Here is a 26,314-nt window from a genome sequence, read left to right as displayed (position 1 = left end):
TCTGCGCTTATTGCACAAACCTTTTAATCATGTTTAATGGCACACCGCGGCGTTTTGCGTAGTCGGCCAGTTGGTCTTCGCCTATCTTTCCCAGATCGAAATACTTCGATTGGGGATGTGCAAACATCAGACCCGACACACTAGCGTGGGGCTGCATCATGCCTGTGGGTGTGAGATGTATGCCGATAGCGCCCATATCGATAAGCTCGTTGAGCAAGAAATTGACGCTTGTATCGGGCAGCGAGGGGTAGCCAATGGCCGGACGGATGCCTTGATAGGGCTCATTAAGCAACTCTTGTGGTTCGAATTGCTCGTTGGGCGCATAACCCCAATAATGTTTCCGCACCTCCTCGTGCATGCGTTCGGCCGTTGCTTCGGCCAATCGTTCGCCCAAAACCTTGGCCATCATCTGCTTGTAGTCGTCGTTTTTGAAGTCGTGTTCAATGCCTGCGTCTACCGTCGTGGCAAATGCGCCCACCTTATCTTTTATGCCACTGGACAGCGGTCGCACAAAGTCGGCGAGGCAAAGGTTTGGTGCGCCTGCGCTTTTTTGCTTCTGCTGACGTAGTAGGGGCAAGCGCATGTCGCCCAAAAGAAGGTCGTCGCCGTCGCTATTGGCATCGAAAAGTTCGAACACGGCATGTGTACTATAACGCGTTTCCATCATGTCGAGCATCTCTTCTGCGTCTTTACGCAACTTCTCTTTCTCGTCTGCAGGCTTACCACTCATGCCCCATGTGTGGTAAAAGTACAGCCAGCTGATGTAAGGACGTATGTCGTTGACCTTGTATTTTAAAATCATTCTGTATCTTTGAGGGGGTTAAGGATCTAAGGAGTTATGGAGTTAAGGAGTTATGGAGTTAAGCCAAATGAATAGTTGGCGTTAGCCATTTTTTCACCTTTCCACCTTTTCACCCTTTCATTTTTTCACCTTTCCCATCTTTTCATCCTTTCACTTTTCCCATCCTTTCATTCTTTCACCTTTTCACCCTTTCCCCTTTTAATGGCAAAAAGCAACCTCTTCACCGCGATAATGGGTGTCGAACGTGCCGTCTTCATCCAGTAGCAGATGTCCGTTGCAAATAGTTCGTACCACTCGCCAGTGAAATTGTTCGCCCTCCATGGGACTCCATTGACACTTGCTCTGTATGCAATCCTTGGTTACGGTCCATGGTTCGCTGCGGCGTACGATGGCTAAGTCGGCTTTATAGCCAGGCCTAATAAATCCACGTTTGTTAATGGCGAATAGGCGTGCAGGTGCATGGCACATCAGTTCTACCACCCTTTCCACCGTCAATACACCTTTCTCGCAGAGCTCGAGCATAGCAGGTAGTGAAAATTGCACCATCGGCATGCCCGAAGCAGCTTTGGCGCAGCCCCCCAATTTGTCGGAAACGAGGTGCGGCGCATGGTCGGTGGCCACCACAGAGATACGCCCATCCGTTAGTGCTGCTCGCAAAGCGTCGCGGTCGGAACGAGTTTTTACGGCAGGGTTGCATTTTATCTGGGTGCCAAGCGTGCGATAATCGTCATCGCAGAACCACAGGTGGGCAATCACCGCTTCGGCTGTGATACGCGGATCTCTGCCAAAAAGTGATAATTCTCGTGCTGTTGTGAGGTGTGCCACATGCAGTTGCGCCCCGTATTTGGTGGCTAACTCCACGGCTAAGGCCGACGAATGGTAGCAAGCCTCAGTGCTTCTAATCGTTGGATGATGCTCCACAGCAGGGTCGTCGCCATACAAACGTTTGGCCTCGGCCATGTTTTGGTTGATGAGTTGCGTGTCTTCGCAGTGCGTCATGATGGGTAGCGGTGCATGCTTAAAGATGTTTTCAAGCGTTTCGAGCCTGTCTACAAGCATGTTTCCTGTGCTAGCGCCCATAAAAAGCTTAATGCCTGGCACGCGTTTGGTATCTAAACGCTCAAAAAAATGGGCGTTTTGGTTGGTGGCTCCAAAGAAGAAGCTATAATTAACATGGCTCTTGCTTTGCGCAAGTTCCAGTTTTTGGTTCAGCGCTTCGAGTGTGGTGGTTTGCGGAACGGTGTTGGGCATCTCGAAAAACGTCGTTACGCCACCGTATGCAGCAGCGCGACTCTCGCTTTCGAGGTCGGCTTTGGCCGTTAAACCTGGTTCGCGAAAGTGCACGTGGTCGTCTATCACGCCTGGCAGAACCAAACATCCCGTAGCATCCAGTCGTTGGTCGAAGTGCTCTTCGGGCAAAACGTCGCCTTCAACCACGCTTTCGATAAGGTCGTTGTTGAGGGTCAGATTGCCTTTAAAGCTCCTTCCCTCGTTCACAATCGTTGCACCGTAAATTAGTTTTCTCATTTTTTTGCGGGCTTAGCCAAGTCGCTTGGTGTGGGCGCAGGCGTCGCCTGTGGCATACCAGCTGTGGGCGTGGTGGCAGACACCGGAATGTCTTTCATGCCGTTCATTATCTGCTGGTTTTCTTGTGCCTTGGCATAATAGTCTTTCACGTAAGCGTCGTTCTTAAATTTGTCGGTGGCTTTGCTCATGATATCTTCAATCCAAGGTGTTAGTTCGGGGTAATCGTAACCGATGGTGACCATGAAAAAGACGCCAGGACCTAATACATTGTCGAAGTTTTCGCATACGAACGAGGTGATAAGTTTGTCTTCAAGTACAGACAGACGCTCAGCTTCGCTGTTCAATCGGGCGCTAACCACGTCCATATTGCTACCGTTCATGATGGCTTGGTCGTGCTTATGCACCAGTTCTTGTTCTTGGTTTTTCAGTTGGTTGTACTTGTTAAAGAACTTAAACAGTTTGTCGTTGAGGGGTGTTCCCGATACATTTTGCTGCGCGTCGTCTAGTTTCACCACGATGTTGCCACTTTCAAGCACCAGCGGCAGCACGCTTTCTTCGTCCATAAAGATGTTGGCGATGCGCACAGAGTCTAGCGAACCCGAGAAGCCGAACTTGCCATGCACCACGTCGCACGAGTCTAACTTCTTGAATTCGTTATCTTTTAGCACTTTCAGGTATAGTTTTCGGCCATCAAGGGTAGAAATGTTAGAAGTGCCTTCGATATTGTAGCTGCTTCCGCACGATGTGAGCAACGCCAACGCGAGCAATGTATATAGAAGTTTATTCATAAGTTGAGTGTTTCTGTCTTGTCACACAAAGATAATACGCTTTTGTGGGCTATCGAATTATTTTCATGCAATTTAATCCAAACATGCCGACTTTTAAGTATTTTTTGAGAAATATTATATTTGCCAAATGTAGTCTTTTGCGCGGGTATATATAAAAGAGGTGTAAGTTTGTTTGCCACTTATTGGCTCTTGTCTTTTTTCATCTCAGAGTCTATACGATGCATGCTGTAAATCTCCAAGAAGGCTGCTATGAGCAGCAACACAACCCACTTGTTATACAAAAAGTCTATGTAGGCGATGGAACTGTTGAAAAGTGGACGGAAAAACATGTAGGCCGTGTCTACCATCAGTATGCCCGCAAGCATAAAGAAAATATTGGCCACTGCTTGAATGCGTTTTAGTCGGCGTATCACAAAGTTGCTACCCTCGTAGGTTTGCATTGATTGCATCAGGGTGAACATGCTTGCCCCCGCAAGGAAAAGCCAGCATACCACTTGCTGTTGCCACATAAATGCAAAGCAACCCGCACCAATCACCATCAGCATGCCACCTATGGCGAAGAGGATGGATTGGAATCTATTCAGTTGTTTCATCTTGCTCTTGTGTAGGTTTCTCATCGTCGCTCAGCACGTAGATGTCTTCATCGTCGGCTTTCATAAAGTAGCGTTCGCGAGCTATCTTCTCGATGGCCTTGGGATCGCGCTTCAATTGGCGAAGCCGTTCGGTGTCTGTGCTGTGGCGTTCGTTATATTCCTTTATCTGTTTTTTTAAGTCGCTTATCTGGAGCTCATACTGCAAACGGCGCATGAAGCTGTTATCGTCGACGAAACCAACGATAAGCACGCCCACCACCACTACGATAAGGTAACGGTAGTGGTTAATCATCCTGCCCACTTCACTCCATTTGCTGTTCATTGTAGCTTTGTTATCTGTTGCAAACTTACAACTTTTTTTTCAATCGCCACGCACCGCAAGCCCACTTATTATGTAAATATTGCAAAAGTAAGTGTGTTTTAGGCCAATGCACACGCTATATCTGCGTTCTACGAGTGCTCATAACCCTGCTTTAGATGGGCAAGCGACACAACACCAGCAAAGCGCAAAAAAGACAGAAACAATAAAAAAGTGTGAAGCAAAAGAAAAGCCAAAAATAATGCGTAACTTTGCAAGACAGGTTACAAAATACCACACCCATACGGCGAGGGGCATGTCCCCCAATGCCACACCACACACATAACGAAATACAAAGTATCACTTATGGGAGAATATATCGTATCGGCGCGCAAATACCGCCCCGTGTCTTTCGACTCGGTGGTGGGGCAATCGGCCCTTACCACCACGCTGAAAAACGCGGTGAAAAGTGGAAAATTGGCGCACGCATACCTCTTTTGCGGTCCGCGAGGAGTGGGGAAAACCACCTGCGCACGCATCTTTGCCAAGGCCATAAATTGTCTTACGCCCACCGAAACGGGTGAAGCTTGCAACCATTGCGAAAGTTGTCAGGCCTTTAACGACCAACGTTCGTACAACATTTTCGAACTAGACGCGGCCAGTAACAACTCGGTGGAAAACATCAAGACACTGATGGACCAGACACGAATACCTCCGCAGGTGGGCAAATATAAGGTTTTCATCATCGATGAGGTGCACATGCTTTCCACGGCGGCCTTTAATGCTTTCCTTAAAACACTTGAAGAGCCACCCGCACACGTCATTTTCATCTTGGCCACCACCGAGAAGCACAAGATTTTACCAACTATCCTGTCGCGTTGTCAAATCTACGACTTCGAGCGAATGACCGTTCCCGGCATCATCGACCATCTAAAGCGTGTTGCCGAGAATGAAGGTGTTGCCTACGAAGAGGAGGCCTTGGCCGTGATTGCCGAGAAAGCGGATGGCGGTATGCGTGATGCGCTCTCCATATTCGACCAAGCTGCCAGCTTCGCACAAGGCAACCTTACCTACGATAGTGTAATTGCCGACCTCAACGTGCTTGACAGCGATAATTACTTTAACATCATCGACCTTGCCTTAGAAAACAAGGTGAGTGACATAATGGTGCTGGTCAACGACATCATTGCCAAGGGCTTTGATGCCGGAAATCTTGTAAACGGACTGGCTACGCACGTGCGCAACGTGCTGATGGCAAAAGACGAGAGCACCCTGCCACTGCTGGAAGTGAGTGCACGTCAACGCGAACGTTTTAAGGAACAGGCACAAAAATGCCCCACAAAGTTCCTTTACAAGGCCTTGCAGGTTATGAACCAGTGCGACATACATTATCGGGCGAGTAGCAACAAGCGCTTGTTGGTAGAGCTTACGCTTATACAGGTGGCGCAGGTGACACAACCCGACGACGAACCTGCTGCGGGGCGTAGCCCCAAGAGCTTAAAATCCCTGTTCAGAAAACTTGCCACTCCCCAACCTAAACCGGCTCAACAGGTGGTCGGTGGGGAGAAACCACTGGTGCGCACACCTATGGCAACGCGCCCCGAAACGGCTTTGGCCAACGCCACTGAAGCGAAAACAACGCCTTATCCTTCTCAACCCGCAGTTGAAATGCCTAAGGCGAACGAGCAAGAAACTACTCCACTGCGCACGGCTATGCCCCTTGGAAAACTCAAATTGGGTAAGGTGGGCACGTCGTTTGCCGATCTTAAGCGTGGTCCTGAAAAGCCTGGATACGTTAAAGAAGACGAGATTACCAATAAAGAGGAGAACAACGTGTTCTCGCAAGAAGACCTCGAACTGCAGTGGATGGCGCTTTGCAACCGCATGCCACAAGCTATGATTGCCATTGCAACGAGAATGAAGAACATGTCGCCTCGTATCACCGAGTTTCCTAACATAGAGGTGTTGGCCGATAACGAGATTGTTTTGGAGGAGGTTAACAATATTAAGACCCGAATTGAGGGAGGGCTGGCCAAATATTTGCACAACGGGCAGCTACGGCTTCACATTCGCTTGGCCAAGGTGGAAGAGATGAAACGCATCCTTTCCAAAAAAGAGATTTACGAAAACATGCTCAAGGCCAATCCCGCGATAGACAATCTGCGTAACGCGCTTGGGCTAGAACTCACCTAGTTAGTGGCCTACTAAACAGTACAAAGGCTTTTGTACTGCCGCTACAAGCCTTTTGTAGTCACACTACTAACGCTTTGTAGCCAAACTACAAGCCTCTTGTAGTCACGCTACAGACGTCTTGTAGTCGCACTACAAGCTAACTTGTACTGACCTAGCCCTAACTATGTGCTTCACCATTTGAAGGTAATTAATGCCTAAACCGATACTTTTTACGGGACATGCGGTAGGGTTCGCTAATTAAACAAACATATATTAGGTGCTTGTTAACGCAATGCTTTCTATTTACATGATAACAAAACACGCCATGACCAGTTAAACCTGGCTGGCGTGTTTTGTTATTAACGTGTCTTTCGTTCAACTATTTTTCACTTCAACAATCTTGGTCGGAGCCTGCTCTTTGTTACGTCTGTTGGTCACCGTAACCACCGCTTGCGCCAAGTTGATAAAGGCCTGACCCGTCATGGTGTCGGCATCTAGGGCTGCGGGTGTGCCTTTGTCGCCGTTTTCACAGATACTTTGCACCAGTGGAATTTGTGCCAATAGGGGCGTATTCATTTCATCTGCCAGTTGTTTAACGCCCTCTTTGCCAAAGATGTAATACTTGTTTTGGGGCAATTCGGCAGGTGTGAACCACGCCATGTTCTCTACTAGTCCCAATATAGGCACGTTCACCTTCTCGTTTCGGTACATGTCGATGCCTTTTCGAGCATCTGCCAAGGCCACGCTTTGTGGCGTACTAACGATAACCGCACCCGTAATGGCCAGCGTTTGCAGCAAGGTGAGGTGTATGTCGCTCGTTCCCGGTGGCGTGTCGAGTATAAAATAGTCCAGTTCTCCCCAGTCGGCGTCGGCGATAAGTTGTTTCAAGGCGTTGCTGGCCATGCTTCCGCGCCACAAGGTGGCTGTCTCGGCGTTTACGAAAAAGCCAATGCTAAGCAGCTTAACGCCATATTGCTCGATGGGTTCGATAAGATCGCGACCGTCTACCTTTGAAGCGTATGGGCGCGCTTGCTCAACGTTGAACATCTTAGGCATTGACGGACCGAAGATGTCGGCATCCAATAGGCCCACCTTGTAACCCAATCGGGCAAGAGCAATGGCCAAGTTTGCCGACACGGTGCTTTTGCCCACGCCACCCTTACCCGAACTAACGGCAACGATGTTTTTTACCTGTGGCAGTAGCTTACCCACTTCGGGGCGAGGCTTAGAAGCAAATTCGGTCTTTATTTCTACCTCTACCTCTGGGCTTACGTGATAGTGTATGGCCGCCTCGGCCGACTTGATGGTCGACTTTAAGAAAGGGTCGGTTTCCTTGGGGAAGAGCAACGTGAAGCTTACCTTCATGCCATCGATGTGCACGTCGTCGGCAAGCATACCGCTCTCGATGATATTCTTTTTCGTGCCAGCATACATTACGGTTGCTAGGGCGTCTTTTATCAATTTGGGATATAATGTCATGATGTTTTTGTTGTTTTTGTTATGCAAATGTAAGTATAAATTGGGTATGCGCCAAACAAAAGGGGGAAATATGGTAATCGACCATACCTCCGCCCGCAATCTGCCTCACCTCGCCCCCTCTTCAAGGGGAGAGGGGGAGTTATATGCTTTGCTGTTATGGTGCAAATGCTTTTTTCGTATTCCTTGCTTACAGCCGTATGGGCATGCTGACAACTAGCTCCGTAAGGTCGGCTTTTGTTTTATGGGCCTTTACGTTCATGCCTACGGTTAGCCCATTGAGCCAAGGCAGGGCGTAATGCAAGCCTATTCGTTCGTAATAAGGTGTCTCGTTAATCTTGGCATTGGCACCCATTCGGCGATAGAGGTACACGCCGAGCGATACGGCTAACGACAAACGGCCATAGTGGGCCTCGTGTTTGGCGGCCAAGCCTAGTGAAAAAGGCGAGTGGCGAAGTGTGGATCCCGCCTGTTGGTCAAGTTCTTCTATGCGTCGTGCGTATGTTCCGTAGAACGCGTCTACGCCCAGACCCGACGACCAACGCCGTGCATATCGCCACATCAAATCGGCCTGTATCGAATAGGCGGGATAGATGCGAAAGTGTTCTGTGCGGTAGTCGGGGTGGTCGGGTGGTGTGCCAAACTGCGTTAATAGCCAGTCTTCGAGCAATGTTTTCGCCCCAAAGCCAGCCGTGAAGTTGAGGTACATGCCCCGTTCGAATGGCTTTTTGCGAAGCGTTTGCTCTGCGCGCAACGTTTGTTCGTAGTAAGGCGTGTACAGCAAAGCTAACGATGCGCCCACGGTGTTGCTGCCCTTGTTAGGCCGATACAGAGCCCCGTTGCTGTGGTGCACAAACTCTAACGAGGCCCGCAGCCCCCATTGCGGTGCGACGTGCAGGGTTTGGTGCAGTCCCGCAGCAAAATAGATGGAGACATGCGACCCGATAAACTCGTTGTCGATGGCGTTCTCCTTATTATATATAGACGATGAAAAGCCCACGCCACCACTGAGCGAATAGGCCGTTTCCCATGTTCGTGAGCGATGAAGGGGTCGATAGAAGGTGGTGTAGAGCGAGAGGGTGTTGCCCAAGGGCGAATCGTAGGCCACGGGCACAATCTGTCCCCAGTCGGCATCCGCATCGCGATGAAGTCTTACCGCATTGTTAAAGGTGTAGCGCAAGCCGAAAGCGAAAGTGGGATTGCCATAGTCGGCGGCAAAGGCATCGCTGTCTTGGGGCAGCGGTGCGCGCATCAATTCGAGGGCCAGAGAAAGGTTGTCGCCTCGTTTCAGCCATTTTTTCACGTATTGGTCGGTAGCCACCACCTTCCCTTTCATGGCCGAAAGGCTTACACCCCATCGCGAAACGCTATCTGCTTGCTGGGCAAAAGCTGTAGCGAACGCCAATGTAAGCGTGCACAAAGTTATGCCGAGTCTTATCGTTCTTTGCCTTGTGCCGTTTGGTTTTCTCCTTTCGTCGTTTGTAAAAAGCATTATCACATCGTTAGTTAAGCACCCATCTGCGCCTTACCTGCAATGCGCAGAAAGACCAGAATACCTATCATGCCCGTTATCAGCTTAACGGCGATTTCGAAATATTGCATCTTTGTTACAGTTTTATGATTGTGGTTTATTGTTACAAAGATAGGAAAATGCATGCGAACGACCATCGTCGCTGGCGTTAAAATGTATGTCTGGGGATGGAGATAACTATATAGGGCTAACTGGTATTGGAGAGATTTTGAGGCTTCCTTTTTCTTTTTGGCAGTTGTCAATTATGCTTTCGGGGGTAGTGAGTAGTGGCGGAAAAAGAGTAAGCAATGATGTTCTGCATTCCTTTAAAGGCTTATCTAAGAGCAGTGAACATTGCGCTTCAATTCTAAATCATTAATAATGCGATAGGATAATACCACATTGGGAACTTTTAGAGGATGTCTTCTTTCCCGTAAATTCTTATCGGATTGTTCGCAGTAAAACACTCATTAATGTTAAAAAAAATATAATGATAGAAGCAAAGAAGCAAGCTTTACTAGGGTTTTTGATTAATACATTGACAGACACGAATCACTTATTGATTTGAAAAATAGTAACTAATCAACAAAACACAATGAAGAAGTTAACAGTAAGAAAAGAACTAATGATTATGTTTTCAGTCCTCGTATGTGCCTGTGGCAATGATAAAGACGGGGATTTGGGAACAAACACAGGGAATGGAACTTTCCAAACAGCAATTAATTCGTATGTACGTACCATGCCATCGGTGAAACAAATCGACCCCTTCTCGGAGAGAAAAGTGGCCGATCCCAAACCTGCATCCTTCGAATATGCCTTAATAAATACAAGAGCAGGTTCAAATAAGGAGTTCTATGAACAAGCAAAAGAGTTCGAAGAACAACTTCTTTTCTCGGATGATAAGAACGTTTTCTATCCTGGTGCACTGCTTCGGGCGAAGAGTGTGGTTGAAGGAGAGTATGACCCCATTGAAACCGAGCGCGCTCCAATTGTACTTTCAACCGACCTTCCTGGCAGTTCCGACCCCACAATAAAGGTTGAGCACCCCTCGCTGTCAAGCGTTAGAAAGGCCATTAACGACTTACTTAGTCGTGGTTTCAATGCTCCTGGGGCTAATCTCACCTATTCTATCGAGGAGGTTTACGACAAAGCGCACCTTAAAATGGCTATGGGTGGCAACTATAAGGGTGTTGCCAACAGCGTAGAGGCAAGTGCTGGTTTCAGTTTTGATAAGGAAAAGAACCGTTTTCTTGTGAAAGTGCAGCAGGTTTTCTATGAACTGAGCATCGACTTACCCAAAAATCCATCGGATTTCTTTGCTAAAGAGTTTGAATACAAAAGGGAATTCGGAGCAGAAAAGCCTTTATTTGTCTCTTCTGTGAAGTATGGGCGCATCTTGCTTTTGGGTATTGAGACTAACATGACTAAGAAAGAGGCCGAAGCTAAGCTGCAAGCGTCTGTGTTGGGCGGAAAGATTGGCGCCAAAGCAGAGGCTGCTTACAACGACTTACTTAAAGAATCCACCATCAAAGGACGTGTCTTGGGTGGCGATGCCAGGCTAGGTTCGTTGGCTGCAATCAGCTTGGAGGATGTGAAGAAGTTCATCGGGGAAGGCGCACGCTTAAGTACTGAAAACCCTGGAGTGCCTATTGCCTACAAATTGAAGGAACTTGGGACGAACCGCACATTTAAAACGGTGATCTATTCTAAGTACACCAAGAACGATCCCTATGCTGGCGAATTCTCGAAAATAAGCTTTGACCTGATTGTTTTAGACGAACTGAAGGCCTTGTCGGGTAGGAAGCTCAATGCAGGCAGAGGTTTTATACAGGTAGGAGATAACCCTAAGCAGCGCACAGAGTTCTTTTTCGATTACTGGAGCAAGCGTACACGACATAATATCCCTAATTATAAGAGTGGAGAGAAAATTACCGTGGTGTTTGATAGGAAAAACGAGAACGACGGATTTAAGAAAGAGTATGTCTTTGAGATACCTTTGTTCGAGACTTTGGTAAGAGAAGGCAAGAGAACTGGTCGTGTAGAAGTGGAAAAACTTTATGATACTGACAAGAATCCGCTGAACTTGCGCGATACGAAAGAAGAAGTGTCGTTGAACTTCGGCATAGAGAAGTTGAAGTTTTACAAGTAACTTCACGCTTGTATTAAATTGGTGATAAAGCCCCAGCAGTAGGCAATAGGCTGAATGAAAACCGAAAAGCTGGCTGCAAACAATGGAGTAGCATATTTTATATTGTCAAAAAGTTATATATTTAGTCATCAATTTTCTTTGAGAGAGAACCTAGCGTGATGCTAGGTTCTTTTCTTTTTATGCCTCTGCTCCTGTCACCTTCTCCTGTATTGCATAAGGTTCTGGGGAGTTTCGGAAAGATGAATAGAAAGGTTAAATCAAAGCTTTCTCCATGTTCGAAGAATAATATCGTGAGATAGAAAAATACGCCAGTTCGCGATAAAGCACAATCGTTATGCCAACCGCAGCGTAGTATGAGTTGGCGAGATTGCCATTTCGTTACTTGCCTAGTCTTGTTTTAAAGGCATGGTAACCTAATCTCTAACTTGCCAATAAACCCCTCCCTCGTTCGCATTTTCATCGTTCTGAAAATGCGCTTGCTAAGTCCTGATGATGCATAATTACATTAACCGCCGTGTTATATATCATTTGGACGGCTGTTCCATGTTAACTGGAATGCTGTTCCAGTTGAATTGGAACCCTGTTCCAACTTATCCGGAACAGGAGTCCAACTTAGCTATAACAAGGCGGGAGCTGAAAAAGCTCACTACAAGAGCTTATCGGGTGGAGAATGAAAGATGGCGTTTGGAGGGCGGAAGGGTGAGTTAGTGGTGATGATAAGCTGTGGAATGAACTGCCTAGATCGTGCCAAGCTAGTATTAAGCGTTACGGAAATTCGGGATAAGCTACGATGCTTTTATGGTGTCTCCTTACGTGTGCTCGTTCCTATACACGCATTAAAACAGTGGAGATACCTATATGCCGAAAGTTCAAAACCTATGTCGCAGGGACCACAATTGGCGGTTCTCCAAACCTTTCCACCCATGCGCGGAAGCGTACTAGACCATCTTCGCCAAACTTGGCGAGGCTCTTCTCGGCCTGTTCCACTGTCTTTTGGCGGTCGAGTTTGGTTTTGCTGAAAAACTTGTCGGCATAACAAATCAGCTGTTCTTCGAGCGTTTCGGGCAAGAAATCTTGCAAGGGTAGGGGCAATTGCTGTGCTTCGATGGATTGCCGAGTGATGCCTGCGCCCGTATGTCGTTCGCAAACGCGGGCATGGCGTGGCATTCCTTCGGCCCGAAGCATCTCTGCTCCTTGGCGTCCGTGGGCTATATAGGGCTCCGTTCCATGGCAATGGATGGACGGTGCATCGCAACGCACGATACCAATGTCGTGCAACATGGCCGCCTCTTCAATGAATTGAAGGTCGAGGTCTTGTTCGGGAAGGCGCTTAGCCAAGGCCAAAGCCAAGTCGGCCACACTTCGGCTGTGGGTCAATAAAATGTGTCGCAGCTCATCGTTGTGCGGATAATATTTGTCGATAACGGCCTGATAACCTGTTTGCATGTCCTGTTTCGGTCTTAAATTTCTTTTTAAACGTGCACAGCCTATATATATTGTACATGCGAGCGAAAAACAAGCGTTATGCTAGAAAACGTGTGTTGAACCGCTTTTTTGGGTCAAACAATTTGGGTTATTGGCGATAATTCTCTAAATTTGTGCTTTAAAACAATTAAGAACCAAGTATTATGATAGACGTAAATGAAGCATTACAGGATGCGCAAGACCGCATGGAGATGGCGGCGATGTATCTTGAAGAGCAATTGTCGCGTGTTCGTGCCGGTAGAGCCAACGTGGCTATACTCGATGGCGTGCGTGTTGAATCGTACGGAATGACCGTTCCGCTGAACCAAGTGGCTAACGTTTCGGCACCCGATGCACGTACCATCGCCATCAAACCCTTTGATAAGAAAGCCATTCGCGACATTGAAAAGGCCATTATGGACAGTGATGTGGGCATCACACCCGAGAACAATGGCGAGGTGATTCGCCTTGGAATACCGCAGCCAACCGAAGAACGCCGTCGCGAACTGGCCAAGCAATGCAACAAGATTGGTGAGAAAACCAAGATTGAAGTGCGTAATGTGCGTGCCGAAATAAAGGATAAACTGAAGAAGGCCATCAAGGACGGATTGTCGGAAGACAACGAAAAAGACGCCGAAGATAAACTCCAAAAGCTGCACGATAAGTTCATCAAGAAGATTGACGAACTGCTTGAAGCCAAGAATAAGGAGATAATGACGGTTTAATACCGCGCCAAAGGCACAACATGCAAGGACTGGTAATAAAGAATACGGGCAGTTGGTACACGGTGAAAACCGACGATGGGCGGATTGTCGACAGTAAGATAAAGGGCAATTTCAGGCTTAAAGGCATACGTAGCACATCCCCTGTGGCGGTGGGCGACCGTGTTCAGCTTGTAACCAACCAAGAGGGCACGGCCTTTATCTCGGCGATTGATGACCGTAAGAACTATATCATACGCAAGTCGTCTAATCTTTCGAAGCAGAGTCACATTCTTGCTGCAAACATCGATCAGGCTTTGCTCATCGTAACCATTAACCGACCGCAAACCTCCACAACCTTTATCGACCGCTTTTTGGCCTCGGCCGAGGCCTATCGCATACCTGTTGTGCTGGTGTTTAATAAAACCGACTTGCTTGACGACGACGAAATGCGCTACCAACAGATGGTGATAAACCTCTACGAGACGGTTGGTTACCACTGTTTGGCCATTTCGGCCGAGACGGGAGCAGGTGTTGACGAGGTGCGCGCTTTGCTTAAAGGTCGCATTTCGCTTTTAAGTGGCAATAGCGGGGTGGGGAAGTCTACCCTGATTAACCGCCTTTTGCCCACGGCAAACCTGAAAACGGCCGAAATATCGAATGCTCACAACGCGGGAATGCATACCACCACGTTCAGCGAAATGTTGGAATTGCCCGAGAGTGGGTGGGTTATCGACACACCAGGTATCAAAGGCTTTGGCACGTTCGACATCGAACGCACCGAGCTAAGCAGCTATTTCAAAGAGATATTTGCGTTTTCCAAAGATTGCCGTTTTAACAACTGCACGCACACGCACGAACCAGGTTGCGCGGTGTTGCAGGCCTTAAACGACCATTATATTGCCCAAAGTCGCTACCAATCGTACCTTAACATGCTTGAAGATAAGGACGAAGGCAAGTATAGGGAGGCGTATTAAAGCCTCACCCCCAGCCCCTCTCCAAGGGGAGAGGGGAGTGATATGCCTTGCTGTTTCAACACTTGTATGGTTTCAGGCTCATTAAATTAAAGGCTGATAACCTTACGAGCCCTAGTTCTCATAACCTTACATCCACGCGAACTAAAAAGGTTTTCACTCCGAAACTCACGAATTTAGAAGCTCACAACCTTATAAACTCACCACGCTTACCATCTCTTTGCGTAAGCATTTCCATCACAACGTCACCCCAAACTCAAAAACTTAGAAACTCAAAAACTCATAAACTCACCATGCTATTTCAGCAGAGCCGAAGCAGCGATGGTGTTCTTTATCGTAGATAACGCAGAACTGACCGGGCGCAACACCTTGCATTGGCGTTTCGGCATGCACGATATAGCCACCATCGGGCAGTGGTTCGAGCTGTGCGCGATGATATTCGGGCGTGTGCCTAATCTTAAAAGTAACGTCAAGACCATCGAGGGGAGCTGTCAATAGGTGTAAGTCGCGCACCTTAAAGTCTTGCTTATAAGCTGTGGCAGGTTCGTAACCCTTGCTTACGAACAGCACGTTACGTTCTACATCTTTCTTTACCGCATACCAAGGACCACCGCCAAAGCCTAGTCCGTGACGCTGACCAATGGTGTGAAACCACAGTCCGCGGTGCATGCCGATCTTCTTTTCCGTTTCCAGTTCCAGCACTTCGCCTGGGTTTTCGCCAAGAAAACGGCGGATGTAATCATTATAATTAATCTTGCCAAGAAAACAAATGCCTTGGCTATCTTTACGTTTGGCGTTGATAAGATGTTCGCGTTCGGCAATCTCTCTCACCTCTCCCTTTTGGTAATGACCAATGGGAAAGATGGCCTTTTGCAGTTGCCAATCGTATATTTGCGCAAGGAAGTCGGTCTGGTCTTTCACTGGGTCGGGACTCGTAACCAGCCATTTCTTGCCATCAATCCATTCCGTTTGGGCATAATGTCCCGTTGCGATGAGGTCGTATTCGTGTCCGCGCTTCTCATGAAACGCGCCAAACTTAATCAATCGGTTGCACATCACGTCGGGGTTAGGTGTAAATCCCGCCTTCACCTTATCCATCGTGTAGCGCGTAACTTGTTCCCAATACTCCTTATGACAGTCAACCACCTCTAGTTTGCAGCCAAAACGCTTGGCCACTGCAGTAGCCATCTCCAAGTCTTCTTCTGAAGCGCAATCCCATTCTTCAACTTCTTCGGGCCCAATCTTGATGTAAAAGCAGTCGGGATGCAGTCCAAGTCGGTTAAACTCGTACACCACCACCGAGCTATCTACCCCTCCCGAGAGCAGAACGGCTATCTTTTTTCCCTGCAATTCTTCGATGTTCATGGTTGCAAAGATAGCTAAAAATCGGCGTATTGCCAGTCTTTGGGTGTATGTTTAACGCTGTTTTGCCTGTTGACAAGCGCCATAACAAGGGGTAAACATTGGGAAAACATATACAGAAGACAGGATGAATAAAACCTAAAAAACGATCTGAGGGATTATTTAAAACCAACCATGTTCGTGATTTAGCGTTTTATGCGTTAACTTTGTTGTATGTTTTCACCCAGATAGTGAACCAAATACACGCACACGATGAACATAACAGGCACCATTACCAGCGAATTGAAGGCCCTTGGGAGCGCAGAGAAGGCTGCGCATTTGAGCTATTTTTTCAAGACAGGAAAGGGACAATACGGCGAGAACGACCGCTTTTTGGGGGTTACTGTACCTGAAACACGCCGTGTGGCTAAGGCTCATGCTGGCGTGGAAAAGGTCGATTTGCAACGGCTTATTCAGTCGGAGTGGCACGAAGTGCGCCTTTGCGCTTTGTTTATTCTGACCATTCAGTTTAATAAAGGCGATGAAACGAAACGCAAGGAGCTTGTGGATTTCTATTTAAGCAATACCCAATACATCAACAATTGGGACCTCGTGGACCTCGCCGCATGGGAAACCATCGGCACCTACTTGCTAGACAAGCCCCGCGACTTGCTCTATCGACTAGCCGAAAGCCCTTTGTTATGGGATAATCGCATCGCGATGGTGTCTACTTATGCCTTTATCAGGCAAGAACAACTAGACGATACTTACGCCATGGCTGAGAAAATGATGGGGCATAAGCACGACTTGATGCACAAGGCTATCGGTTGGATGTTGCGCGAAGCAGGCAAACGCGATGTGGAAAGACTTCGCTTGTTTGTGGAAAAACATCGATTGGAGATGCCACGAACCATGTTGCGCTATGCCATCGAGAAGTTTTCGCCCGAAGAACGTAAGCACTTTATGCGCAAAGGGTGACGTGTTAAGGGTTGATATAGAAAAGTGGAGGGTTGCGTTGGCAACTCTCCACTTTTGTATCTGTACCTTTTTTAGGATGGTTTTCTAAATGTTATGCACGGCCACGGCCAATTGTTCCATAGCCTGTTGAAGTATGGCGCGAGTTGTACCCACATTTAATCGCATGTGCGATTCACCACCAGGGCCAAACATTTCACCATCGTTCATGGCCAAACAGGCCTTGTCTACGCATAGGTCTAGCAATTGTGCGTGGTTCAGTTTCAGTTCGGTGAAGTCGAGCCACACTAAGAAACTGGCTTGCGGACGTAGCGGTTTAACCCCAGGAATATGCTTTTTGCAATACTCTTCTACGAAAAGCACGTTGCCTTCAATATATTTCAACATCTGCTTGCGCCATTCGTCGCCTTGCGTATAGGCCGCAATGGTGGCTATGGGAGCAAAGATGGTGGGGGCGTCTAACTCGTTTGCCGAGAGCCAACGGAAGAATTTGGTGCGCAATTGCGCATTGGGAACGATGGCAAACGAACTGACAATGCCTGCTATGTTGAAGGTTTTAGAGGGTGCGCCAAAGGTGATGGAAATGTCTGCTGCACGGTCGCTCACGGTGGCAAAGGGTGTGTGGCGGTTATCAAACAAAGGCATGTCGGCGTGTATCTCATCGCTAATCACGATGAGGTTGTGTTCGTAACAGAAGTCGGCAAGGCGTTGCAGCGTGGCTTTAGACCATGTTTGACCCGCTGGATTGTGAGGGTTGCACAGCACAAAGACCTTGCATTGCTCGTCGCATACGGCCTCAAGGTTGTCGAAATCCATCTCGTAATAGCCGTCGACATTGCGTTTTAGAGGGTTAAGTACCACTTCGCGTCCGTTGGCTAGTGGCGTAAGGCGGAACGGATGGTACACGGGTGGCTGTATAATGACCTTTTCGCCAGGCTGCGTAAACACATTAACCACGAAGCCAATGCCCTTAACAATGCCGGGAATGAAGGTTAGCCATTCGCGTTGCACCTGCCATTGGTGCAGGCGTTGTTGCCAATCGATGATGCATTGCCATAGCTCATCGGGTGTAGCGGTGTAGCCGAAGATGGGATGTTCCAGTCGTTTGCGCAAGGCATCGACGATAAAAGGTGGCGTGGCAAAATCCATATCGGCCACCCAAAGGGGTAAAAGGTCGTCGCGTCCCCAACGTGGTTTTAGGGTATCGTGCTTGATACAGCCGCTTCCTTTGCGGTCGATTATTTGGTCGAAGTTGTAGTTTTGCATAATGATTATCGGCCTCACCCCCAGTGCTTCTCCAAGAGGAGAGGGGAGTGATATGCTTTGTTGTTGTCGTTATGAATTAATAATTATGTTTGTGGACTAATGAGTTAGCAAGTTTTACTTGTCTTTTTTAGCCTTTCTAGTTTACTAGCAGAAGCATTGAATATTGCAGCTAGGCATCTGGCTTAACACCTCAATCGTAACCTTCTGACTCCTTTACCAACGAGTTAGTCCAACGCTTGTCTGATGTCTTCCATCAAGTCGTCCACGTCTTCTAATCCAATGCTAAGTCGGATAGTTGTGTCCAATACGTCCATTTCTTGGCGTTCTTTGGCCGAGTACGAACCGTAAATGGTGCTAGCAGGATGAATAGCGAGTGTGCGATTGTCGAAAAGGTTGGTGGCGCGATGAATGAGTTTAAGCTTGTTAATCATATCGAAGCATGCCTCTTTACTCTCCAAATCGATGGTTATCATTGCGCCAGCCGTGTTGCCAAATTGTCTTTTCGCCAGCTCGTGATAGGGATTGTCGGGCAGTCCCACGTAGTTTACTCGCTTAATCTGCGGTAATGTCTGCATGCGACGTGCCAATTCGAGAGCGTTTGCTGCTTGTATGCGATAGCGTGCATCGAGCACTTCCAGGCCAATTGTTTGCAGATAGGCCGCTTGTGGGGTCATGTAGGCGCCGAAATTAAAGAGCAATTCACCACGAAGGGTGCGTCCCAAGCGCTCGTATGTGCCGTAATCAATTACCAATCCGCCCAAAGACGTTGCCCCGCCACTAATGTATTTGGTGCTAGAAACCACTTCGGCGTCCACGCCGAGAGTCTTTGCCGAGAACTCTGTAAAGGGAATAAGTGTGGTGTCGGCAATCAAAGGTATGCCTCGTTGGTGGGCTAGTGCAGCCAATACGGGTATGTCTGCCACTTCCAATTGTGGGTTGGACATTATCTCTAAATACACGCAACAAGTGTTATTGTCTAACAAGCGTTCCACTTCGGCAGGCTTAGTGAGGTCGCAAAGGCGCGCTTCCACACCGAAACGCTTGAGCGTAGAGGTAAGCAGAGAGTAGGTATTGCCGAACATGTGATGCGAACTGACGATGTTCTTACCCTGTTCGGCCAGTGAGATAAATACCGCGCTTATGGCTGCCATGCCCGAATTGAAAGCTATAACATCTGTAGCTCCAGTGATACCTTTCACTCGATGTTCGAAGTTTTCAACTGTTGGGTTGCTCACTCGCGAGTAATCGGGAGCTGCGATGTGACCGCAAAACACGTCGGACATTGTTTGTGCATTGTCAAACTCGTAGGCCACGGCGTTGTAAACGGGCATGCTTAGAGCATCGTAGGCATCGCGTCGCTTGTAAGGCTGGTGTATAGCGCGCGTTATTTTCTTCATCTTTGTATGTTTAGTTGCTGCTGTTAACCCAGCTTAATACCATTGCACAGCGTTGCCATAGCCGCTACGCTTGTCGTATTTAAGGGCATCGGTAAGCGTGGAAGCATTGCATCGGAAGGTGAAATTATAGCTGGTATATGGGGCCAAAACCACCGAACAGCTCATGCTGAAACAGTGAAGGTCGCGTTGTAGCGAGGCCGTGGTCATGGATATCTTCTTGTTTTCGAAGTCGTAACCCGATGAGAAGCTGATGTTCCAGCCCTCGCTCAGGCGTATATTACCGCTCATGTTGAGCGTTTGGGTAAACTTATAGGGGTAGCGCATGGTTTTGTAGTTGAACTTAGAACGGTCGGTGTTCTCGCTCATCGTTACTCCATAACCAAAGGTTAGCGACCACGGCATCGAGAATTTCATGTATCCGTCTTCGTCGGTTTCGGTCTTTCCGCCATTGTTAGGGTTGCTTGCGCCACGTTGTCCCTCAATCATGTCGTCGTCAATGTTACTCTCTATGTTCGTGTCTGGCCCTTCGTCGTTTTTGTTTCGTTTCTTATCGTCGTCTTCTTTCGTCTTTTTGCCGAACAGCTTAGCCAGCTTTTCGGGCGTAAGAGTAAACGAAATGTTTTGCGACATGCCTTGGAATCGGCCGAACCTACCGCGTCCCCATTCGGTATGCGTTCCCACGTATGGGTTTCCGTCCTTATCTAACTCGTAGGCATAGGTGGCAAACACGGCGTTCATACTGAAGGTATAGTTCTTCCACCACTTTAATCTTAGACGCATACTAAGGTCACTCCACGGTCTGCTTTCTGCTGCCATGTTGTACGACATCGATGCTCCTAGTTCGTCGATGAGGCTTATCTTCTTAAATCCAGTTGAGTCTTTGTCGGAGCGTAGTTTCATTTCGAGGTTGTTTCCAATGTCGAACGAAACGCTTCCAGTCTTTCCCCGTCCGGGTACACCGAAGAGTGAACCCTCGAAAGGTGAGTATTCAACGAGCGAAACGTTACCCGCCGCATCTGTCTTTTGGTAAGTGGCGTAGTATCCGTAACGCGCTGAACCGAAATCGGGTGCGTAACTGAAACTCACTTGTGGGGTGATGACGTGGCGAATGGCCACTATCTTATCGCCAAACAGCTTTCGGCTGGGTGTCCAAAAGCCGTAAAGCTTGGTGTTGGCCGAAACACTCATGCGCCAATCGTACACGTTATGGAAGCCGTAAGTTGTGTCGCGACGTTCTGTTTGCTGAGCGATGTCCCACGAGCGGTTGATCTTATTGGTGTACATACGGTCGGTAAACGACAGCGAGGGGTTAAGACTGAGATAGTTGAAGAGGGTAAACGACCCGCTAACAGGTATGTTGTGCATCATTCCGTTACGCCAATCCTTTACCAAATTCGAACGTAACAGGCGGTCTTCTTTCGTGTTTATCGAGTTACTTAATTGTCCTGTGTAGCTCACCGCAATCTTTTCGTACCACCGTTCCTTACCTGCGGCGTGCTTGCGCTTAAAGGGATTGAAGCGTGCAATCGAGATATTGAGGTCGGGTAGGGTAAGGGCGATGCTCGAGTCGCGCATGTTTTGCGATAGGTTTCCCGTTGCGCTGAGCGTTAGTCCGATGCTCGAAAAGCGCGTACTCCAACTTACCGACGATGTTCGGGTACTCTGTGTAAGCGCTTGCGGGTTGTAAAGGCTGTTCATGTTGTTGCGCTCGTAGCTGGTGGAGGCAAAGTTAACACTTCCCGAAAGGTCGCTGAAAGGGTTGGCTTTTGGGTCTTGTCGGTGACTCCATTGCAACTTAAAGCTGGTTTGCGACGAGTAATCGGGTAGCCCTTTGTCGCCCGTCTTGGTGTTTTGGTAGCTAAAATAGAAGCTGCCGTTATAGCGATAGCGCTTGCGATAGTTTGTTGCGGCCGAGAAACCCCACGAACCTTTGGTGTAGATTTCTCCGAGAAGCTTCAAGTCCCACTTGTCGCCGAGGGCGAAATAATAACCCATATCGCGTAGATAAAACCCGCGTTCGCTCTCGTCGCCGTAAGTAGGCATGATGAAGCCGCTACTGAATTTCTTAGTGAAAGGGAAGAAACCGTAGGGTATGGCAAGGGGTAACGGCACGTCGGCCACCACCAAATAGGCGGGCCCGAACGTCACATCCTTACCCGGACGCACTTTTGCACGAGAGAGAGCGATGTAAAAGTCGGGACAATCTTTATCGCAAGTGGTGTATCGTCCGTGTTGAAGATAGATGTCTCCGTTGGCATCGCGCTTGGCCTTTTGACCGAAAAGAAAACCCTCTTGCTGCTGTGTGTGCACTTCTTTGATAAGCCCTTTCTTCGATTTGAAGTTAAAGGCCATGGTGTCGCTACTGTATTTGTCGGACCCCATGTTAAATACGGGCTTGCCTTTTATGCCCCCTTTCTCGGTGCTATCAGGTGCACCAGTGGCATGAACCACGCTACTGTCGGTGCTGATACGTATGCGTTCGCTGGCCAGGTCCATGTTTTCGTACTTCACTTTGGCCGTACCATAGAGGTAAGCCATCTTCGTATCGGCGTTGTAAACCAGCGAATCGTTACCCGAATAAACCACGGGCGCATCGATACCGTTCTTCTTTTGTCGGTTAATCGAGTCAAGACGGATGGAGTCGTCCACTTGTTTGTTGTGGCGATAGATGGCTCGTTGTAGCGAATCCATGCGTGTAGTGTCGTTGGCAATGCGTGCCAACGAGTCGCGCCGAATGGAGTCGGCCTGCCTTTCAGCGGCCGTCTTAGACGTCTTTTTTCGTTGCACGAAGGGTGTATAAACCCCTGCCGTCACAAAAATGACGGCAAACAGCAACAGGGCAATTAACGATTTTCTTCGCATTCTAGGCTACAAAATTAAAGAATAAATGATGAACCTTCTTGCTCTTATCCCTTTTTAACACTTGTTCGCGCTGCTTTTTTGAGGTGCCTCAACAGTTGTCAACAAGCCGATGTATAAGATGGTGTGCACACTTGTCATCCCCTTTCGCCAACCAAGCAATGCTAACTATCTGCAAAAACTTCAAATCTATGGGCCGTATTTGATTTTTTTTATCTAATTTTGCACCGCTATATTATCCTTTATAGTATTGGTATAAGCAACTTATGAAAAAGAAAATACAATTCAGCCTCGTATATCGAGACATGTGGCAGAGCTCTGGGAAGTTTCAGCCACGCAAAGACCAGTTGGAGCGTATTGCTCCCGTGATCATTGAGATGGGATGTTTCTCGCGTGTTGAAACTAACGGCGGTGCATTCGAACAAGTGAACCTGCTGGCCGGCGAAAACCCCAACGAGGGCGTTCGGGCCTTCTGTAAGCCTTTCAACGAGGTGGGAATAAAGACCCACATGCTAGACCGTGGACTGAACGCCTTGCGTATGTATCCTGTGCCCGACGATGTTCGTGCGCTGATGTACAAGGTGAAGCACGCCCAGGGTGTGGATATCCCCCGTATTTTCGATGGCCTGAACGACGTTCGTAACATCATCCCCAGCATCAAATGGGCAGCAGAAGCAGGCATGACTCCACAAGGAACGCTCTGTATTACCACTTCGCCCGTGCACACGCTGGAATATTATAGCGGCATTGCCGATCAACTTATAGAGGCAGGAGCTAAGGAAATATGTCTTAAAGACATGGCAGGCATCGGTCAGCCAGCGTTGTTGGGACAGCTAACGAAGGCTATTAAGGACAAGCATCCTGAAATAATCATCGAGTATCACGGACATACTGGCCCCGGTTTGTCGATGGCTTCGGTATTGGAAGTGTGCAACAACGGTGCCGATATCATCGATACGGCCATCGAACCATTGTCTTGGGGTAAGGTTCATCCCGACGTTATCTCGGTGCAAAGCATGCTGAAGAACGAAGGTTTCGATGTTCCTGAAATCAATATGAGCGCTTATATGAAGGCGCGCGCATTGACCCAAGAGTTCATCGACGAGTGGTTGGGCTACTTTATCAATCCTTCCAACAAGCTGATGAGCTCGTTGCTCCTTGGCTGCGGTCTGCCTGGCGGTATGATGGGCAGTATGATGGCCGACCTTGCAGGTATACATAGCACCATCAATAGCATTCGTGCGAAGAAGGGCGAACCTGAATTGTCTACCGACGACATGCTTATCAACCTCTTCAACGAGGTAGAATACGTATGGCCACGTGTGGGTTATCCTCCCCTCGTAACGCCTTTCTCGCAGTATGTGAAGAACATTGCGCTGATGAACCTCCTTACAATGGAGCAGGGCAAGGGACGTTTCGTGATGATGGACGATGCCATGTGGGGTATGATTCTTGGCAAGAGTGGCAAGATTCCTGGAGAAATCGCACCCGAGTTGGTGGCCTTGGCCAAGGAAAAAGGTTTCGAATTTACCGATGCCGACCCACATACGCTGCTGCCAAACAACCTCGAAGAGTTCAAGAAAGAAATGGACGAGAACGGCTGGGAGTATGGTCAAGACAACGAAGAACTATTCGAACTGGCTATGCACCCTGAACAATACCGCAACTATAAGAGTGGACAGGCTAAGAAGAACTTCTTGGCCGACCTGCAAAAGGCTAAGGATGCCAAGATGGGCAGCAAGTTGTCGGTTGAAGAACTAGCAGCCTTTAAGCACGCTAAGGCCGATGCGTTGGTGGCTCCTGTTAAGGGACAGCTCTTCTGGGAGTTCAATGGCGACGGCGAATGTGCACCTACCGTAGAGCCTTACATCGGTAAGGAGTATAAGGAAGGCGAAGTGTTCTGCTACATTGTTGCCACTTGGGGCGAGATTGTTACCGTGCCTGCCGCATTGGGTGGCAAGCTGGTTGAAATCAATGCCAAGCAAGGTAGCAAGGTAAACAAGGGCGACGTGGTGGCTTACATCGAACGCGCACAATAAGATAGAATGTAGGGCCTAGGCCCAAAACATAACATAAGAGGCACAGTCTGCAGCATGTTGCAGGCTGTGCTTTTTTTATGTGTTGGGGTTGCAGGGAGGGAATAATGTGCAAACTCAAGTGATGGGTTTGCCCATAACGCCTTGTGCTTGTGGCTTTTGTTTTACATTTTGCAGGCTTTATCACATCTTTTCCTATACGCCGTCAATGCTTTTGTTTGGCGTTTTGTCGTTAATTCTGTCGTACAAAGCTGTTTGTACGGTGGCTACAAAACTGCTTGTACGGCGACTACAAACCTTTTGTAGTCATGCTACAATTAAGTTGTAGTGGCGCTACAACTCGCTTGTAGTGGCACTACAAACGACTTGTACTGATATGGCGTGATAAAAGGTGTGATGTATCCTGATATTAGTTGGTCGCTTTTGTTGTTAATAATCCCTTCTGTTGACGGGAAAAATCCTTATGCTGAATTAAGGTTGTCGGTGCTAATTTCAAAGAACACGTTGGGTTCACAACAGTCAATCGGGTGCATATAGACAAGAGCCGTTGCGCTAACTACTGCCCAGTGGGTGACATAATAGTTATTTCTCACACCCTAGCCTTGTTCAAAACAGAGAGCTTCTTATCAAGAAAGTGTGCGTAAAATCTTACTCAAAAAGTTTCGTCTCTTATCCCGAACTCACGTAAAAAATATGTGCGGGGGTAAGGTGGCGTTAGCCAAAGGGCATGAAAAAAGGAGCCCCTTCATCGCGAAGAATCTCCTCCAAAAACAGTAATTAACTCAAAATTTATAATCTATTTTTACTGACAATTAGGATATTCATTATTAATTTACAGGGGGAAAACTTACAGTTGGTATCCCTGTGACCTAAACTTGTCGTTGCAAAGATAGGGAAGAATTTCGAAAGAACAAACTTTATTGTGGCAAAAATCGTGGTTTCTTATATTTATTAATTCTTTTTTGGATACTTTTCCACGATGTTGCGACGGGCGAAAGGATGAAAAAGCGAAAAGGGGGAAGGGTGAAAAAGTGAAAAGGTGAAAGGGTGAAAATATGGCTAACGCCTATTAGAGGTGAAAGAGTGAAAGGGTGAAAGGATGGCTAACGCCCTTTGGGGACGTAGGGGTGACAAGGTGTTTGATGTTTCGAACATCTTTGCAATTCATAAACTTACAAACACGTCAACTCAAAAACTCACAAGCGTTTGGCTCAATTTCTTGCCTCCTGTGGGGGCACTTCTTACCCCTTTCCCCTCTTGTTACTATGCACTTTCCGTTGTTTCTCTAAACTTGTCCATCAGCCATTGCAGTTGTTCGGCGATGGTTAGTTGTCCATTGTCCAGTTCGATGGCATCTTCTGCTTTGCGTAAGGGGCTTACTTCACGATGACTATCAATGTAATCGCGCTCTTGAACGTTGTGAAGAATTTCGTCGTAGTTGGCTTTCATGCCCTTGCCCACAAGCTCGTCGAAGCGGCGTTGTGCCCTAACCTCGGCCGAAGCAGTGACAAACACTTTCAATTCGGCATCTGGAAACACCACCGTGCCAATGTCGCGCCCATCCATCACGATACCTTTATCGTGTCCCATACGTTGTTGCTGGGCCACAAGAGCCGTGCGAACAAAGTCTATTGCCGCAATGGCACTCACGTGAGCCGATACCTCCATGCCCCTAATTTCGTGCTCCACGTTCTCGCCGTTGAGGTAAGTTTCGGCCTTTCCCGTTTGTGGATTCAGTTTAAACTCTACGTGCAGCGCGTCCATTTTCGCTTTTAGCGCATCACGGTTAACGTCGCCATTGGGCGCAATCATGCCGTTTCGCATGGCAAAAAGGGTTACGGCGCGATACATTGCGCCAGTGTCTACATAGATATAGCCCACTTCTTTGGCCAGCATTTTGGCCATGGTGCTCTTTCCACACGACGAAAATCCGTCGATGGCGATGGTTATTTTCTTCATTCTTTGCTGTTATTCGATTATCTTTTT

20 protein-coding genes and 1 pseudogene are annotated in these 26,314 nt (G+C 48.0%); 7 read left to right on the top strand and 14 right to left on the bottom strand.

From position 1 onward, the window contains the following. Nucleotides 1–7: 7 nt before the first annotated feature. From F453_RS0109425 to F453_RS0109405, 5 genes are all read right to left on the bottom strand, one after another. A complete protein-coding gene (locus F453_RS0109425) occupies nucleotides 8–802 on the bottom strand; it encodes a vitamin B12 dependent-methionine synthase activation domain-containing protein (protein ID WP_018967799.1) in 795 nt (264 codons plus the stop codon). 198 nt (nucleotides 803–1,000) lie between these two features. Continuing rightward, a complete protein-coding gene (locus tag F453_RS0109420) occupies nucleotides 1,001–2,329 on the bottom strand; it encodes a dihydroorotase (protein WP_018967798.1) in 1,329 nt (442 codons plus the stop codon). Then, nucleotides 2,326–3,117 carry a DUF4369 domain-containing protein gene (locus tag F453_RS0109415; protein WP_018967797.1) on the bottom strand — a complete coding sequence of 264 codons (792 nt, stop codon included), beginning with the start codon at nucleotides 3,115–3,117 and terminating at the stop codon, nucleotides 2,326–2,328. The genes F453_RS0109420 and F453_RS0109415 overlap by 4 nt, the downstream gene beginning before the upstream one ends. A gap of 179 nt (nucleotides 3,118–3,296) precedes the next feature. Then, nucleotides 3,297–3,710, bottom strand: a complete 414-nt coding sequence (locus tag F453_RS0109410; protein WP_018967796.1) for a hypothetical protein — start codon at nucleotides 3,708–3,710, stop codon at nucleotides 3,297–3,299. Further along, complete coding sequence (locus F453_RS0109405) at nucleotides 3,694–4,032, bottom strand: FtsB family cell division protein (RefSeq protein WP_009236224.1); 339 nt, start codon at nucleotides 4,030–4,032, stop codon at nucleotides 3,694–3,696. Before F453_RS0109405 ends, F453_RS0109410 begins: the two co-directional genes overlap by 17 nt. Nucleotides 4,033–4,374: 342 nt before the next feature. Here F453_RS0109405 and F453_RS0109400 point away from each other — a divergent pair, with 342 nt between their 5' ends. After that, a complete protein-coding gene (locus F453_RS0109400) occupies nucleotides 4,375–6,201 on the top strand; it encodes a DNA polymerase III subunit gamma/tau (protein WP_018967794.1) in 1,827 nt (608 codons plus the stop codon). 354 nt (nucleotides 6,202–6,555) lie between these two features. Here F453_RS0109400 and F453_RS0109395 read toward each other — a convergent pair whose 3' ends face one another. From F453_RS0109395 to F453_RS16255, 3 genes and pseudogenes are all read right to left on the bottom strand, one after another. After that, nucleotides 6,556–7,659: an Mrp/NBP35 family ATP-binding protein gene (locus F453_RS0109395; protein WP_018967793.1), complete on the bottom strand. Its 1,104-nt coding sequence runs from the start codon at nucleotides 7,657–7,659 to the stop codon at nucleotides 6,556–6,558. A 187-nt stretch (nucleotides 7,660–7,846) separates the two neighbouring features. Then, on the bottom strand, nucleotides 7,847–9,148 hold the full coding sequence (locus F453_RS0109390; protein WP_018967792.1) for an acyloxyacyl hydrolase: 1,302 nt from the start codon (nucleotides 9,146–9,148) through the stop codon (nucleotides 7,847–7,849). Between the two features lie 23 nt (nucleotides 9,149–9,171). Continuing rightward, nucleotides 9,172–9,312 (bottom strand): annotated as a pseudogene (locus F453_RS16255) (DUF421 domain-containing protein); the annotation flags it as partial. A gap of 449 nt (nucleotides 9,313–9,761) precedes the next feature. Between F453_RS16255 and F453_RS0109380 the strand changes: the two are divergent. Next, nucleotides 9,762–11,315, top strand: coding sequence for a thiol-activated cytolysin family protein (locus F453_RS0109380; protein WP_018967790.1), 1,554 nt, complete (start codon nucleotides 9,762–9,764; stop codon nucleotides 11,313–11,315). 489 nt (nucleotides 11,316–11,804) lie between these two features. Continuing rightward, nucleotides 11,805–12,023, top strand: a complete 219-nt coding sequence (locus tag F453_RS16250; protein WP_081619152.1) for a hypothetical protein — start codon at nucleotides 11,805–11,807, stop codon at nucleotides 12,021–12,023. 168 nt (nucleotides 12,024–12,191) lie between these two features. On the opposite strand, the gene F453_RS0109375 is transcribed toward F453_RS16250, so the two are convergent. After that, entirely contained in the window at nucleotides 12,192–12,761 is a 570-nt protein-coding gene (locus F453_RS0109375) for an HD domain-containing protein (RefSeq protein ID WP_018967789.1), read from the bottom strand. A gap of 182 nt (nucleotides 12,762–12,943) precedes the next feature. On the opposite strand from F453_RS0109375, the gene frr reads away from it, so the two are divergent. Both frr and rsgA read left to right on the top strand, forming a co-directional pair. After that, the gene (gene frr / locus F453_RS0109370; protein WP_009236214.1) at nucleotides 12,944–13,504 is read left to right on the top strand and encodes a ribosome recycling factor; all 561 of its coding nucleotides are present in this window, start codon (nucleotides 12,944–12,946) and stop codon (nucleotides 13,502–13,504) included. 20 nt (nucleotides 13,505–13,524) lie between these two features. Further along, entirely contained in the window at nucleotides 13,525–14,457 is a 933-nt protein-coding gene (gene rsgA, locus F453_RS0109365) for a ribosome small subunit-dependent GTPase A (protein WP_009236213.1), read from the top strand. A gap of 285 nt (nucleotides 14,458–14,742) precedes the next feature. Here the strand turns inward: rsgA and mnmA are convergent, their stop codons facing one another. Next, the gene (gene mnmA / locus F453_RS0109360; protein WP_018967788.1) at nucleotides 14,743–15,819 is read right to left on the bottom strand and encodes a tRNA 2-thiouridine(34) synthase MnmA; all 1,077 of its coding nucleotides are present in this window, start codon (nucleotides 15,817–15,819) and stop codon (nucleotides 14,743–14,745) included. 249 nt (nucleotides 15,820–16,068) lie between these two features. Here mnmA and F453_RS0109355 point away from each other — a divergent pair, with 249 nt between their 5' ends. Continuing rightward, nucleotides 16,069–16,773 carry a DNA alkylation repair protein gene (locus F453_RS0109355; RefSeq protein ID WP_018967787.1) on the top strand — a complete coding sequence of 235 codons (705 nt, stop codon included), beginning with the start codon at nucleotides 16,069–16,071 and terminating at the stop codon, nucleotides 16,771–16,773. Nucleotides 16,774–16,857: 84 nt separating this feature from the next. Here F453_RS0109355 and F453_RS0109350 read toward each other — a convergent pair whose 3' ends face one another. The 3 genes from F453_RS0109350 to F453_RS0109340 all read right to left on the bottom strand — a co-directional run bounded on the left by F453_RS0109350 (nucleotide 16,858) and on the right by F453_RS0109340 (nucleotide 22,295). Then, nucleotides 16,858–18,036 (bottom strand): MalY/PatB family protein, encoded by a 1,179-nt coding sequence (locus tag F453_RS0109350; RefSeq protein ID WP_018967786.1) that lies wholly within the window; start codon nucleotides 18,034–18,036, stop codon nucleotides 16,858–16,860. A 224-nt stretch (nucleotides 18,037–18,260) separates the two neighbouring features. Beyond that, nucleotides 18,261–19,433: a trans-sulfuration enzyme family protein gene (locus F453_RS0109345; RefSeq protein WP_018967785.1), complete on the bottom strand. Its 1,173-nt coding sequence runs from the start codon at nucleotides 19,431–19,433 to the stop codon at nucleotides 18,261–18,263. A gap of 33 nt (nucleotides 19,434–19,466) precedes the next feature. Further along, a complete protein-coding gene (locus F453_RS0109340; protein WP_018967784.1) occupies nucleotides 19,467–22,295 on the bottom strand; it encodes a putative LPS assembly protein LptD in 2,829 nt (942 codons plus the stop codon). Between the two features lie 263 nt (nucleotides 22,296–22,558). Between F453_RS0109340 and F453_RS0109335 the strand changes: the two genes are divergently transcribed. Next, nucleotides 22,559–24,331, top strand: coding sequence for a hydroxymethylglutaryl-CoA lyase-like TIM-barrel protein (locus tag F453_RS0109335; RefSeq protein WP_018967783.1), 1,773 nt, complete (start codon nucleotides 22,559–22,561; stop codon nucleotides 24,329–24,331). Nucleotides 24,332–25,591: 1,260 nt separating this feature from the next. Here the strand turns inward: F453_RS0109335 and cmk are convergent. Continuing rightward, entirely contained in the window at nucleotides 25,592–26,287 is a 696-nt protein-coding gene (gene cmk / locus F453_RS0109330) for a (d)CMP kinase (RefSeq protein ID WP_018967782.1), read from the bottom strand. Nucleotides 26,288–26,314: the final 27 nt, after the last annotated feature.

This window comes from Hoylesella loescheii DSM 19665 = JCM 12249 = ATCC 15930, assembly GCF_000378085.1.
GTDB classification, from domain to species: Bacteria; Bacteroidota; Bacteroidia; order Bacteroidales; family Bacteroidaceae; genus Prevotella; species Prevotella loescheii.
Note: the sequence above shows the minus strand (reverse complement) of the source record. Positions and strands in the feature narration are given on the sequence as shown.